The following is a 13,616-nucleotide window of genomic DNA, read 5'->3' on the forward strand; positions in this document are numbered from 1 at the left end:
CAGATTTCTCTCTATGATTAATGTTCTGCTTTAAATCATCTATGTACATTTTGTTTAATTCAACATTAGAAGATTTATTCCATTTAGCTTCGCGAGCAGCATAGTTTGTATAATAAGTATTAAGATTAAACATATTTTTAATAGTTAAATGAATACTCTGAGAAAGATTTTTCTCATGATTGTAAACAAAAATTGAATAAGCTTTAATTTTAGCTTCATTACCAACATACAATATATTCGATAGATTGTTGAGATTTTCAAAGCTGAGCTTATCTTTATATATTCTTGTAGAAGAATTAGTTTCTATTCTCAAAATATTACCACCTTTTTTATAATCTCTAATATATATTATGCCTTAATAGAGCCTATAATATTAAGTTATATAAAAATAAGTTAGCAACAAAATTCATCTCCGTCTACAGAGAACGGAGTCTTCTTTTGCAAATAAAGATAAATAATATTGAGGTTATTAAAGTCACCTGTGGGGGTAATACATAAAGTTTTGTCTTATATAACCGATATAAGAATTATAAGAGGTTTGAAGTGATTACATGTAATATGTAATGACTCTTCGGGAAAAGATTAAAACTATGTTAATAGGCAATAACTATGGAATGGGTGATAAATATGAAACTTTCAGCGAAATTATTTAGAATAGTATTATTAGTAAGCTTAATTTTAATTTGTTTTCTTTATATAATTTCAAAATTATTTTTACTAAAGAGCTTCACTGATATGGAAATTGATAAAGCTTTTAAGGATACTAAGGTTGTCCTTAATTATATTCAAAATGATCTGAATAATATAAATGATGTAAATTTAGATTATGCAAGATGGGATGAAACTTATAATTATATGAATAACAGAAATAATAAGTATATAAAAGATAATTTTGATGATACAACTTCTATGGCCAGGGCAAAAATAAACTTTATTTTCATTACTGATAATCAGGGGAACATAATTTATAAAAAAAATACGCAAGAAGACACAAAGAAAATGTTTACGTTGGCTTTTGCTAAAAATATAACCTCAAATATTGCTAAACTATTAAGTAATAATAATATAAAAAATGTTAAGGGAACTTTTTTATATGGTAAATATCCAATTTTAATATCTGCGCAAAGAATTACAAAAGGTGGCGGTTTAGGTCATAGTCCTGGTTTTTTGATTTTCGCGAAATATTATGATAAAGAGGAAATGGATACGCTTAACCAAAATACGGGACTTAAAACAGAAATAGCGTATTATGATAAAGAATTGATTTTAAACAACGACTTTATAAGAAAAAATGAATTTGTTAAAGTAAGTAATGAAAAAATTATTAGTAGTTATGGCTTAATTAACGATATATTTTCAAAACCTTCTTTTTTCGTGAAGATTACATCAGAAAGAAATGTTTCTAAAAAGGCGCAAAATACAATGGATTTCTATTTTTTAATTGTGCTTGTTGCTTTAATAATATTTTCTTTAAGTATTTTTATATTAATACATGTATTTGTTGTGAGAAAGATTAAAATTATAAACTCAGTAGTTGAGAGTGTACATAATTCTTATGATGTATTTCCAAGCATAATCTTAAAAGGAAACGATGAAATCTCTGAACTTGGATTTAAATTTAACGATATGTTCCAAAGACTAAAAAAATCGGATGAAACTATTGTATCACTTGCAAATTATGACGCTCTTACAGGGCTTACAAATAGAAAAAAATTGCTAGAGAACATTAGAGATTTGCTCAAAAATAAAAATGAAAATTTAGCGGTTTTCTTTATAACTCTAGATAAATTCAAGGCTATAAATGAAAGTTTTGGTCATCAGGTAGGAGATATAGTTCTTGCAAAGGTGGCAGAGAGATTGGAGAATAATATTGCAAAATCAAAGGATATAGTAAGTAGAATTGGTGGAGATGAATTTATTGTAATTATAAGAGATTTAATTTCAGCAGCAGGTGCAACAAAAATCGCAGAAAAAATTGTGGAAATATTAAGTAGAGCTTATATATACAATGAAGAGTCACTATATATTGGTGCAAGTGTTGGTATTAGTTTATTTCCACAGCACGGAAATGATGTAGACACTTTAATAAGAAATGCGGACTTAGCTATGTATGAAGTTAAAAATAGTGGTGGACATGGGTATCGTCTATATAATAACATCATGAGTTCTAACAATAGACACATGTTAGAAATGGAAAAGAACTTAAAAAGTGCTATGGAGAGGAACGAATTTATAACGTACTATCAGCCTATTATAGATTTGAAATTAATGAAAGTATTAAGTGCTGAATCTCTTATAAGGTGGAAATGTGGAGATAAGGTTATTCAACCTATAGAATTTATTCCAATAGCAAAGAAAATAGGTAAAATGGTAGAAATCGATAATTGGATGCTGCATAATGCTTGCGCTCAGTGTAAAAAATGGCAAAATTCGGGCTCAAAGAATTTTAGTATATCTGTAAATACCTCATATAAACAATTAATACAAGCAAATTTTGTTCAATTAGTAATGAATATATGTTGTAATCAATCATTAGATCCTAAGTATTTAAACCTTGAAATTACTGAGGATGAGGCCATGGAGGACATTAATTTAATAATAAAAGTCCTTTTAGAGTTAAAATCCTGCGGAATAAAAATTTCAATGGATGATTTCGGTACAGGTTATTCATCTCTTAGTTGGTTAAGCAAACTTCCTATTGATACAATAAAAATAGATAGGTCACTTATAATAAATTTAGATAACAACTCCAAAAGTATAGTTATAATTAAAGCTATAATAGCGGTTGCAGATAGTTTAGATATTAAAGTTATTGCAGAAGGGATTGAAACAAAAACGGAATTCCTTACATTAAAAGAACTTGGATGTCAGTGTATTCAAGGGTATCTAATAGGAAAACCGATGATGGCCTCTGATTTTCAGGATGAGTTTATTGAAAAGGTAGAGGAAAGTGAATTTTAATATAGATAATTAGGGGCTGTCTCATATTAGAAATTATTTTCTATATTGGATAGCCTCTTGTGCTACACTATATATACAAAGGAGAAATGAAAAGTATGAGAAGTCCATTCGAAAGGATAAATGATTAAATTAACTTATAAAGGAAGATTATTGTATTGCGAAGGAGGAAATGCTCAGTGAGAGAAAATTGGAAAAGCAGGAAAGGATTTATTTTTGCAGCAGTTGGAGCTGCAATCGGTTTAGGAAATTTATGGAGATTTCCATTCCAAGCTTATAAAAATGGGGGAGGAGCATTCCTTTTACCGTATTTTATAGCACTTATAACTTGTGCTATACCATTAATGATTATGGAGCACGCTTATGGTAGAAAAATTCGTGGAGGATCAGTAAAGGCATTTGCAAAATTAAAAAAGAAATTAGAGATCATTGGGTGGATTCAAGTAATGGTACCAATTATTGTTATGACATATTACTCTACGATTATTGCTGTAGCTGTCGTCTTTATGTTTTTTTCGTTAGGACATGCATTTGGTATTATTAACTGGATATCAAACCCAGGACCTATAATGGGCATGGTTACTGGAAGTGCAAAAAATGCATTAGATTTTGGTGCTGGCATTAGTATTTATATTTTAATAGCAGTTATTGCAGTCTGGATTTGTAACTGGCTTATTGTTAAAAAGGGGATCGCTTTTGGAATAGAAAAAATGTCTATGTTTTTTACACCGGTGTTAATGGTTTTAATGATTATATTTATGATTAATGCAATAAATTTAGACGGTGCTACAATAGGACTGGAAGCACTCTTCAAACCGGATTTCTCAAAGATATTAAACCCTAGTATATGGGTTTCAGCTTATGCTCAAGTGTTTTTCTCTACAACTTTAGCTGTAGGTGTTATGATTGCATATGGTTCATACTTAAATGAGAAAGCAGATATCGTAAACAGTGCGATTATAACAGTTTTAGCTAATGCAAGTTTCGATCTTATTGCGGGTGTGTTAGTATTCTCAACATTAGGTCATTTAGTAAATAGTATGGGTGTAAAATTCACATCATTTGGTACCGGTGCAGGTGTTGCATTTATGGCATTCCCAATAGCTATTTCAACGATGTCAACAAATGTAGTGGTCCAAGGGTTATTAGGTTTCTTATTCTTCTTTTGTCTATTTATTGCAGGTTTATCATCTAGTATTTCAATGCTAGAATCATTTACAACTGCAGCTTTAGATAAATTTGACATTTCTCGCGAAAAGCTTGTTTCAATTATTTCTATAGTTGGGTTCTGTGGCAGTGCATGTTTTGCAAGTTATGCAGGATTCAACTATATATTAGATATAGTTGATGCTTATGTAGGAAATATTGTAATAGCAGGACTTGGACTCGTAGAAGTTATTTTAATTAGTTATTTTTATGGAACTAGTAAACTTAGGCAGGAAGCAAATGCATATTCAGACTTCAAAGTCGGAATATGGTGGGATTATTTATTGAAATATTTTACGCCATTATTACTCGGAGCGGTTGTGGTAACAAATATATTCAATTTAATTACTGAATTGTTTAGTAAAAACAAAGTTGAAATAGTTTCAAGTATTGTTTTTGGTTGGGGAACGGTAGTCCTAATGATAGGGGCATCAATTGTACTGTATAGAAAAAAATGGACTTCAAAATCACAAGAAGTGAAAAGTTTATTAACAAATAATGATGTAAATGAAGAAGACTCTATAAACAGATAATTGGAGGGAGATTTATGTCAACAAGTGCTATAGTAATGATGATAATCGGATGTGGAACAGTTTGGGGCGGAACGGTAGTTTCAATTGTTATTGCATTAGCGGTGGAAAAGAAGAAAAATCTTGATAAAGAAGTTAAGTGGTAAAATTGGTACAAACAATAAATTTATTTTTTATTGCTTGTACCAATTTTTTATTATAACCATTTCTTCTTATTGAAATATATAATTTCACAAAAAGAAATGAAAAACATTATAAATATAGTAATAAAATATCCGTATTTGTAATGTAACTCAGGCATATCTTGAAAATTCATTCCATAAATACCTGTGATTATTGTAAGTGGCATCATAATAGTAGTTATTATTGTTAAGATTTTCATAATTTTATTCATGGAATTTGATAGTTGGGAAGAATAAAGCTCAAGGCAAGATGTAACCATTTCATGGTCAGATTCAATTAAATCATATATTCGAAGTGCATGGTCATATATATCAGTGAAATATACTCTATATTTTTCAGTTATAATATCATCATGGCGAAGGAGAGTATTTAAAACCTCTCGTAGTGGAGAAACAACTCGCCTAAGCTTAATTACGTTTTTTTTAACTTTCATAATATTGTTAAGTGTACTTTGAACAGGGTTGTTCATGGATTCTTCTTCTAAAAAATTGATTTTCTCTTCTAATTTATCGGTTACAACAAACAATTGGTCTATTGCATCATCAAGTATATTATATAAAACAAAATCACTTCCATTAGATACAATAGCAAGTCCATTGTTTATGTCATTCATAATTTTTTTTATGGATCTATTTTCACCATAATATATTGTTATAATATAATTCAAACTAATATATATATATATATTGTTATAAGAAAAGGCATTGCTAACATTATTATCTGTTGTGGAAATGATTAAAAAGTGATAATCATTATAATCGTTTATTTTAGACCTCTTAGCTTTATGCATACAGTCTTCAATAGTGAGATGGTGGAAATTAAATTTGTTTTTTAGAAATTTAAAATCATTAGCAGTTGGGTTGCTAATATTAAGCCAAAAAACTTCTTTTGTATCTGGATATTCAGAAAATGCTTTTTCTAAGCCATTAAATTCATGTGCTTTATTATTAATATATGTAATCAATAAAATCTCTCCCTTTAATGAAGTGTCGTTTATAGAAATATTAACTCAATAATATATTATATATGGTAAAATAACAAATAGATATAATATAGAGTATATTTTCACAAAGGAGACTAAAAAATGATTGAAATTATTGCAGCGACAATAGAAGATGTAAAAAGAATTGAAGAAAGTGGGGCTGATAGAATAGAGCTTATTAGTGCATTATCCGAAGGCGGTTTGACGCCCAGCTATTCTCTTATAAAAAGAGCAGTGCAAAGTGTTAAGATACCAGTAAATGTTATGATAAGACCACACGGGAAATCGTTTATATATACAGATGAAGAAATTGAAATTATGGTAGAAGATATTATAATTGCAAAAGAACTAAATGTAAATGGTGTAGTATTTGGGGTTTTAAATAGGAAGAATGAGATATGTGTGCCTTCTTTAGAGAAGCTTTTAAAAGCATGTGATGGCATTGATGTAACATTTCATAGGGCTATTGATGACATGTTAGATCCGGTTAAAGGTATAGAGGTTTTAGCGAATTATGGCCAAATTAAAAACGTTCTTACATCAGGTGGAAAAGGGGATATACTCAAAAATATTCCAGTTATCAAAAATATGGTAGAGAAATCGAAACATATTAACGTGATAGTTGGGGGTGGTTTAAATGCTCAAAATATTAAAGATATTATTGAGAAAACAAAGGCACCTGCTTATCATTTTGGAACTGCAGTAAGAAATGATAAATCAGTATTTGGAGAAATAAATATTGATAGTTTAAAAATATTAGTTAATACTATTAGTAAACAGAAATAGGTAACTACGTTACCAACCTCTGTCTACTAATAACATATAACTACATACTAATTTGCAAGTAGTTTTACTTGCAAGCTTCGTCGAATACTTTACGAATAATATCTTTAGATGGTACGCCTTCATGTATCTTAACCCCATCTACATAAAATGTAGGAACATAATAGTAATCGTATTGTTTAGCTATTTCTGGTTGAAGTTCTTCATCAATTATTTTAACTTCAATGTTTGCATATTCTGGATTAGTATTCTTTAAGTCTGTAATAATAGAATGTGCTTGTTTACAGTAAGGACACCAGTCAGTTATAAACATTAATACAGGTTTCATTTATTAACACCACCTATTTTTATTTAAAGTATATATTATTTTGAACCTTATAAGATATTATACACTATCTTGTTATTTTGTTTCTAATAAAAAAAGTATTTTAATTTAAAATATATTCCATTATTTACATAAACTTAACCTAACCTTTATGAGTTATTAAATTTAAATGTGTAGACATAGATTAATCTAGCATAGATTAGGTAACAATAATTTAAGAATGTATATAAATATATTTAAGAGTAACTATATTTATGGAGGAGATAATATGAAGCGAAAAAGTTTAACTATGTTTACAATTTTTTTACTTTTATCTTGTTTCTTAGGGAGTCAAACAGCAATGGCTTATTCTACGCCAAGTAAAAATGAAGAAAAAGTAATATATTTAACCTTTGATGATGGACCAAGTGTTATGACGGATAAGGTTCTGGATATACTTAAAGAAAATGGTGTAAATGCTACTTTTTTTCTTATAGGAAATCAAATAAAAGGTTATGAGGATATGGTAAAAAGAATATATACGCAGGGTAATAGCATAGGTCTGCATACCTATACCCACACATATAAGAAAATATACTCGAGTAGAAAAGGATTTATATCTGAGATGCTTAAATCTCAGGATGAAATTAGTTCTATTATAGGAGTTAAACCAACAATAATAAGATTTCCTTCGGGTAGTAGCAAACATTTAACTAAAGGTTTTTTAGAAGAACTTCATGGGTATAATTTTAAAGTATATGATTGGAATGCAGTTATGTCCGATGGAGTTAATTGTAATACTCCTCCTGACAAGTTATATAGAGAAGCAACTAAAACAACAGTTAGGGATCATCCTATAATACTTCTTATGCATTGTGACTATATGCATAAAAATACATGTAAGGCATTACCTAGAGTAATAAAATTTTATAAAGATCATGGATATGAATTTAAAATTATCAATGATAAAACATCTGAAGTTTATTTCCCAATTAAAAACAATAAATAATAAACATGCCAAATAACCAGTTGAAATGATATTAAAGCATATTGATTGGCTGTTTCTTTTAAAGGTTATAATAAAAATAAAAGAATTTTATAAAAACATACAAAATTGTTTGACAATTGTGTAAATTTAGAATATTATATGTATTAAGATTGGTTTTAAAATAAAATTTATAAAGCGATGATGGAGAAAAAAATCCCAGAGCATAACTACAGAGAACCAATAATTATTGAGAATTGGTGTTATAGTGGGAATAAATATATCACTCTAGAGCTTCTTAGTTGAAATAAAGTAAACATGGACGGATGCCACCGTTATAAGGCTAGGTTTTAAAGAGATTTTGTGATTTTAATTTAATTTCTTGGAGCTGATAATAAGGTAATTCATTGATTTGAATTATGAACTAGGGTGGTACCACGAAAGTTTTCGTCCCTATAAACATATATATATGTGTTTATAGGGATGAAAACTTTTTATTTTAAGAAAAAGTTTTCTTAGATAAGTATAATTGTCAATACAAGAAGTTTTAGTTTTATTGGTATAAAAAATAAAATAATGAATAAAGCTATGAAGGAGATAAAAATATCACATTTAAAACTACAGAGAGTCAACGGTTGCTGAGAGTTGGTGTTTTAAGGATATGTAATAATCACTCCTGAGCTGTAAAAATAATGAGGTGATTTACAAAAGTAAATTACGAACTAGGGTGGTACCACGAATCTTTCGTCCCTATAAACATAACTAATTATGTTTATAGGGACGGAAGATTTTTTATTTGTGAGTAAAAGGGGGAGTTGTAATGTATAAAACTATAAGTGCAAAGGTGGAACATGGTATAGACGCATTAGTAAGAGTTACAAACACTTTAAGGAGAAAAGAATTTAAAATAAAAGGACTAGTAATGACAGAAGTTGAAATTGATGGATATTCAGATTTAAGGATAACAATAGAGGAATACTCTAATTTAGGGATAGAACAAGCGATGATGCAGCTTAGAAAAATTATAAATGTATATGAAATTGAAGAGGTTAAGGGTGAGCTCGCAGCACCGAAGGTGATGATTTAATTAAAAAACTAAAAAGAAGGTGATAATATGTTACTTAATGGAGCTCAAATAGTACTCAAGTGTTTAAAAGAGCAAGAGGCAAATATCATATTTGGATATCCAGGTGGAGCTGTGATTCCACTCTATGATGCACTATATGATGAACTTGATTATTTCACCCACATTAGAACAGCTCATGAACAAGCGGCAGTTCATGCAGCGGATGGGTATGCAAGGTCCACAGGAAAAGTTGGAGTTTGTTTTGTAACTTCAGGTCCAGGTGCAACGAATACTATAACTGGAATAGCGACATCATATATGGATTCGATTCCAATGGTTGTAATCACAGGACAGGTTGCGCGGAGTTTGCTTGGACGTGATTCTTTTCAAGAAATAGATATAATGGGAATAACTTTATCTATTACAAAGCACAGTTGCATTGTAAAAGATGAAAAAGAATTAGCAGGTATTATAAGAAAAGCATTTGAAATAGCCAAAAGTGGAAGGCCGGGGCCAGTACTTATTGATATCCCAAAGGATATTTTCTTAAGTGAAACGGAATATAAAATGTTAGAAAAAGAAGATAAAATACAAACACCAACTCTTAATATAGAGATGAAAAAAATACAAGAGGCTGCTCTTATGATTCAGAATTCAAAGAAACCTATAATTTATGCTGGTGGTGGAATTAAAACAGCTAATGCTTCAAAGAAATTTTGTGAGTTTGCGAAACTTTGTGGTATTCCTGTGGCAAATACATTAATGGGACTTGGAACCATTCCAAGAGACCATAAATTATCCCTTGGAATGGTGGGAATGCACGGATTTAGCGAAACAAATTTAGCAGTGACAAGGAGTGATTTAATTATAGCAATTGGTGCACGATTTAGTGATCGAGTAATTGGAAAAGCAGATGAATTTGCACCAGCTGCAAAAATCATTCAGATTGATATTGATGAAACTGAGATAGATAAAAATAAGAGCGTAGACTTATCTTTAGTTGGAGATATGAATATGATACTTGAAGGTTTAATTTCTAATATGGATCAGAAGAATAGAAAGGCATGGCATGAGGAGATAGAGAATCTCAAGGTAATAAACAATACAAATATAAATCAAAATAGTTTTACTCATGTTGATGTGCTCAAATGTTTGAATGGAGCTCTTGAGGAAGATACAATTGTTACAACTGATGTAGGACAACATCAAATGTGGACTGCTCAAATGTGGAAATTCAAGTATCCTAGAACATTTATAACTTCAGGAGGCCTTGGAACAATGGGGTTTGGATTAGGGGCTGCAATTGGAAGTCAGATGGGTAATTTAGACAAAAGGGTGCTACTAGTAACTGGTGATGGAAGTTTTAGAATGAGCTGCAATGAACTTCAAACTATATCAAAATATAAACTTCCTATAATTACTGTGATTATGAATAATCATACCTTAGGAATGGTAAGACAGTGGCAGAGAATGTTTAGCAATGAAAGATACAGTGAAACAGATATTGGTGATGAGGTAAACTATGTAAAGCTTGCACAGGCTTATGGTATTGAGGCATATAGAGTTACAAGTAGGGATCAATTAAACAATGTACTCGAAATAGTAACAAAGGAAAAAAGGCCTATGCTTATAGATTGTGTAATAGATAAAGAGGAAGGCGTATACCCAATTGTGCCGCCAGGGAAATCTATTAAGGAATTAGTATTAGAGTGAAATAATGCTTGTCAGTAATATTTCAGATATATATAAATTTTTATTTTATAAAAGAGCCACTTATGGGATTAAGTGGCTTATTTTGAAATATTTTTTAATGCAGCTAAGATTTTATAATATTTATCGTGTTAGTTGAAGTATAATAGTGATTAAGTAGGTTGCACTTAATCACCTAAAATATAATACTTATGGGGGACAACATGGATTTATCAACTATTTTTTTAATATTTATATATGTATTTAATATAATGTCTGTTTTGAAACTGATTTTTATAAAACGAAGTGATACGAGAGTTATATTTGCATGGCTTTTAGTATTCTTTTTTTTACCTTATGTTGGTTTTATTTTTTATTTCTTAATAGGTAGTAAATATAAAATGCGTATCATGTCAAAAAAGTATGGGATGGTCGAAATAGAAGAAAAGTACAATAAAGTGCTAGAGAAACACATTCATAATATTGATACGGATAAAATACAATTTAGAGAAGTAGAAACTAAAAAATATAGAGATTTGATTACGATGAACTCAAAAAATATAATGTGTTATTTTACTCAAAATAATGAAGTAGAGCTTTTATTAAACGCTAAGGAAACATTTTCTATGGTTTTTGAAGATATTAAAAATGCTAAAATAAGTATTGAAGTAATGTATTATATTTTTAAAGCAAAAGATAAAATTGGTAAAAAATTTATATCTCTTTTAGAAGAAAAGGCAAGTCAGGGAGTGAAAGTAACTTTAATATATGATGGGATTGGGTCTTTACATACTCATATGAGTGATTTTAAGGAGTTAAAAAAAGCTGGTGGGCATGTGTATAGATTTTTGCCATCTATCATAAAAAGTTTATTGCTTGTAAATTACAGATTACATAGAAAAATAGTTATTTTAGATGGTAAAATCGCTCATACTGGTGGAATTAATGTGGGTGACGAATATTTTGGTTTGAAAAAAACAAATAAACCTTGGAGGGATACAACTATACGTTTGACTGGTTACAGTGTACTTTCATTTCAAACAAGGTTCTGGTCTGATTTAGTTTTTTTGCAAAATCAAAGCTTTAGAAAGATAAATAGGGCTAAATTTAAGTTTGATGAAAGGTTATTAAAAAGTTTTTATGATCCTATTGAAGAAGGAAACATAGGAGTTCAAATACTCTCAAGTGGGCCTAGTAGTAGAAATGACTCTATAAAAGATAGTTACGTTAAGATGATTACTACTGCCAAAAAATATTTATATATTCAGTCGCCGTATTTTATTCCAGATAAAACTATATTAGATGCGCTAAGGATGGCAGCTGCTGGTGGTGTTGATGTTAGAATAATGCTTCCTGGTATACCAGATAAAAAACCTATTTATGCTGTTTCATTATTAAATGTGGCGAAACTCTTAAAGTATGGAGTAAAGGTATATCTGCATTCAGGTTTTCTTCATGCAAAAACACTTGTTATTGATGATCACGTTTCAACAGTAGGAACTGCAAATATTGATATTAGAAGTTTTAGTCTTAATTATGAAATTAATGCATTTATTTACAATAATGAATTTGCAATTAAATGTCGTGATACATTTTTAAATGATATCAAAGATTGTACGATATTTGATATTGAAACTTATTCTAAGCGCAGTTTGTGGAAAAAGATCTATGAATCTGTTTGGCGTTTTATTACTCCTATTGCTTGAAACTTAACAAAGTATGTTGTTAATTAACATTGTTTTAATCTATTAATAACAATGTTAATTTATAATGTAATTATAAGTGGATTTAAAATAGTAATATTTATTCTAGCAGTTTCTTATACTAAGAGAGTAAGAATATAATGGGAGGTATTTATATGGTAATTAATTATGCACATAGGGGTGCTAGTGGCTATTTTCCTGAAAACACAATGCTTTCTTTTAGAAAAGCAATTGAACTTGGGGCTACTGGCATTGAAACTGATATTCAGATGACTTCGGATGGAGTACTTGTACTTATTCATGATGAGAATGTAGACCGAACAACAAATGGAACGGGACTTGTAAAAGATTTTAGATTCGTTGATTTAAATAAATTGGATGCTGGTTCTTGGTTTAATGATAATTATAATAATGAAACGATACCTACTGTTGAGCAGTTAATTATTTTAGCTAAAGAAAATAACATATTATTAAACTTAGAGATAAAAAATGGTGAAGTTAAATATCAAGGCATTGAAGAAAAACTTATAGAGATGATTTATAAATATAATTATGGAGACAAAGTAATATTATCTAGTTTTAATCATTACTCTATGGTACATTGCAAAGAGATTTGTAAAGGAATAAAAACAGGGCTTTTATACATGGCTGGACTTTATCATCCAGAAGCATATTGTAAATATACTGGGGCAGATGCGTTGCATCCATATTATATTTCAATTAATAAGGAAATTATTGATGACGCAAAAAAAGAGGGCCTTTTAGTAAATCCTTTTACAGTGAATAGTGAAGAATCTATGAAAAAGTTAATTGAAGCTGGTGTTAGTGGAATAATTACTAATTATCCGGATAAATTAAAGAAAATTTTAACGACATTTCAGAAGGAAAGTTTCCCACTTCTATAAGTAGGAGGATAACAATTGATAATTGTTATCTACCCCAAAGATCTACCCAGAGATACATACCTTAACAAATAGAAAACTTCAGTGGGAATATAAATCTCCTTCTGAAGTCGTTAATATTGCAGCTCCGCAGGAGATGATTTAACAAATATTAAAAAGTAAATGCTATGTTAGTCATATACAAGAACTCCGTTGTTTATTAAAACAATGGGGTTCTTTATATTTTAAAGCTTGCAAAAATTCACTTAACTTAACCTTAACAATAATTACCTTTTTCCTTAACATAAAGCATTTACAATAGTAATTGTAATAAATTAATATATGA

12 protein-coding genes and 2 other annotated features are annotated in these 13,616 nt (G+C 29.4%); of the genes, 9 read left to right on the forward strand and 3 right to left on the reverse strand.

Translation table 11 applies throughout. The annotated features are described in order from the left end of the window. On the reverse strand, positions 1-313 hold a 313-nt coding region (locus KPL54_RS22830; RefSeq protein WP_216108798.1), incomplete at its 3' end, for a hypothetical protein. A gap of 314 nt (positions 314-627) precedes the next feature. On the opposite strand from KPL54_RS22830, the gene KPL54_RS22835 reads away from it, so the two are divergent. The 3 genes from KPL54_RS22835 to KPL54_RS22845 all read left to right on the forward strand — a co-directional run bounded on the left by KPL54_RS22835 (position 628) and on the right by KPL54_RS22845 (position 4,840). Beyond that, positions 628-2,961 (forward strand): EAL domain-containing protein, encoded by a 2,334-nt coding sequence (locus KPL54_RS22835; protein ID WP_253203722.1) that lies wholly within the window; start codon positions 628-630, stop codon positions 2,959-2,961. A gap of 176 nt (positions 2,962-3,137) precedes the next feature. Then, complete coding sequence (locus tag KPL54_RS22840) at positions 3,138-4,697, forward strand: sodium-dependent transporter (protein WP_216108799.1); 1,560 nt, start codon at positions 3,138-3,140, stop codon at positions 4,695-4,697. A 14-nt stretch (positions 4,698-4,711) separates the two neighbouring features. After that, positions 4,712-4,840, forward strand: a complete 129-nt coding sequence (locus KPL54_RS22845) for a methionine/alanine import family NSS transporter small subunit (protein ID WP_216108800.1) — start codon at positions 4,712-4,714, stop codon at positions 4,838-4,840. Positions 4,841-4,890: 50 nt separating this feature from the next. Here the strand turns inward: KPL54_RS22845 and corA are convergent, their stop codons facing one another. Beyond that, on the reverse strand, positions 4,891-5,841 hold the full coding sequence (gene corA, locus KPL54_RS22850; protein ID WP_216108801.1) for a magnesium/cobalt transporter CorA: 951 nt from the start codon (positions 5,839-5,841) through the stop codon (positions 4,891-4,893). 120 nt (positions 5,842-5,961) lie between these two features. Here corA and KPL54_RS22855 point away from each other — a divergent pair, with 120 nt between their 5' ends. Beyond that, on the forward strand, positions 5,962-6,645 hold the full coding sequence (locus tag KPL54_RS22855) for a copper homeostasis protein CutC (RefSeq protein WP_216108802.1): 684 nt from the start codon (positions 5,962-5,964) through the stop codon (positions 6,643-6,645). Positions 6,646-6,709: 64 nt separating this feature from the next. Here the strand turns inward: KPL54_RS22855 and KPL54_RS22860 are convergent, their stop codons facing one another. After that, positions 6,710-6,970, reverse strand: coding sequence for a thioredoxin family protein (locus tag KPL54_RS22860; protein ID WP_216108803.1), 261 nt, complete (start codon positions 6,968-6,970; stop codon positions 6,710-6,712). Between the two features lie 265 nt (positions 6,971-7,235). Between KPL54_RS22860 and KPL54_RS22865 the strand changes: the two genes are divergently transcribed. From KPL54_RS22865 to KPL54_RS22885, 5 genes are all read left to right on the forward strand, one after another. After that, entirely contained in the window at positions 7,236-7,955 is a 720-nt protein-coding gene (locus KPL54_RS22865) for a polysaccharide deacetylase family protein (protein WP_216108804.1), read from the forward strand. Positions 7,956-8,123: 168 nt separating this feature from the next. Continuing rightward, positions 8,124-8,389: a binding site (T-box leader), on the forward strand. Positions 8,390-8,510: 121 nt separating this feature from the next. Beyond that, positions 8,511-8,686, forward strand: a binding site (T-box leader). Positions 8,687-8,751: 65 nt separating this feature from the next. Then, a complete protein-coding gene (locus KPL54_RS22870) occupies positions 8,752-9,018 on the forward strand; it encodes an ACT domain-containing protein (RefSeq protein ID WP_216108805.1) in 267 nt (88 codons plus the stop codon). Positions 9,019-9,045: 27 nt separating this feature from the next. Beyond that, entirely contained in the window at positions 9,046-10,710 is a 1,665-nt protein-coding gene (gene ilvB / locus KPL54_RS22875; RefSeq protein ID WP_216108806.1) for a biosynthetic-type acetolactate synthase large subunit, read from the forward strand. A gap of 200 nt (positions 10,711-10,910) precedes the next feature. Next, positions 10,911-12,392, forward strand: coding sequence for a cardiolipin synthase (gene cls / locus KPL54_RS22880; RefSeq protein ID WP_216108807.1), 1,482 nt, complete (start codon positions 10,911-10,913; stop codon positions 12,390-12,392). Between the two features lie 152 nt (positions 12,393-12,544). Further along, positions 12,545-13,294: a glycerophosphodiester phosphodiesterase gene (locus KPL54_RS22885; RefSeq protein ID WP_216108808.1), complete on the forward strand. Its 750-nt coding sequence runs from the start codon at positions 12,545-12,547 to the stop codon at positions 13,292-13,294. Positions 13,295-13,616 lie beyond the last annotated feature (322 nt).

Origin of the sequence: Clostridium estertheticum (assembly GCF_018861295.1) — a bacterium.
Classification (GTDB): Bacteria; Bacillota; Clostridia; order Clostridiales; family Clostridiaceae; genus Clostridium_AD; species Clostridium_AD estertheticum_D.

Coding starts and splice junctions, on each gene's coding strand:
- KPL54_RS22835 (WP_253203722.1), top strand. CDS start 628: ATGAAACTTTCAGCGAAATTATTTAGAATAGTATTATTAGTAAGCTTA.
- KPL54_RS22845 (WP_216108800.1), top strand. CDS start 4,712: ATGTCAACAAGTGCTATAGTAATGATGATAATCGGATGTGGAACAGTT.
- KPL54_RS22855 (WP_216108802.1), top strand. CDS start 5,962: ATGATTGAAATTATTGCAGCGACAATAGAAGATGTAAAAAGAATTGAA.
- KPL54_RS22860 (WP_216108803.1), bottom strand. CDS start 6,970: ATGAAACCTGTATTAATGTTTATAACTGACTGGTGTCCTTACTGTAAA.
- KPL54_RS22865 (WP_216108804.1), top strand. CDS start 7,236: ATGAAGCGAAAAAGTTTAACTATGTTTACAATTTTTTTACTTTTATCT.
- KPL54_RS22870 (WP_216108805.1), top strand. CDS start 8,752: ATGTATAAAACTATAAGTGCAAAGGTGGAACATGGTATAGACGCATTA.
- ilvB (WP_216108806.1), top strand. CDS start 9,046: ATGTTACTTAATGGAGCTCAAATAGTACTCAAGTGTTTAAAAGAGCAA.
- cls (WP_216108807.1), top strand. CDS start 10,911: ATGGATTTATCAACTATTTTTTTAATATTTATATATGTATTTAATATA.
- KPL54_RS22885 (WP_216108808.1), top strand. CDS start 12,545: ATGGTAATTAATTATGCACATAGGGGTGCTAGTGGCTATTTTCCTGAA.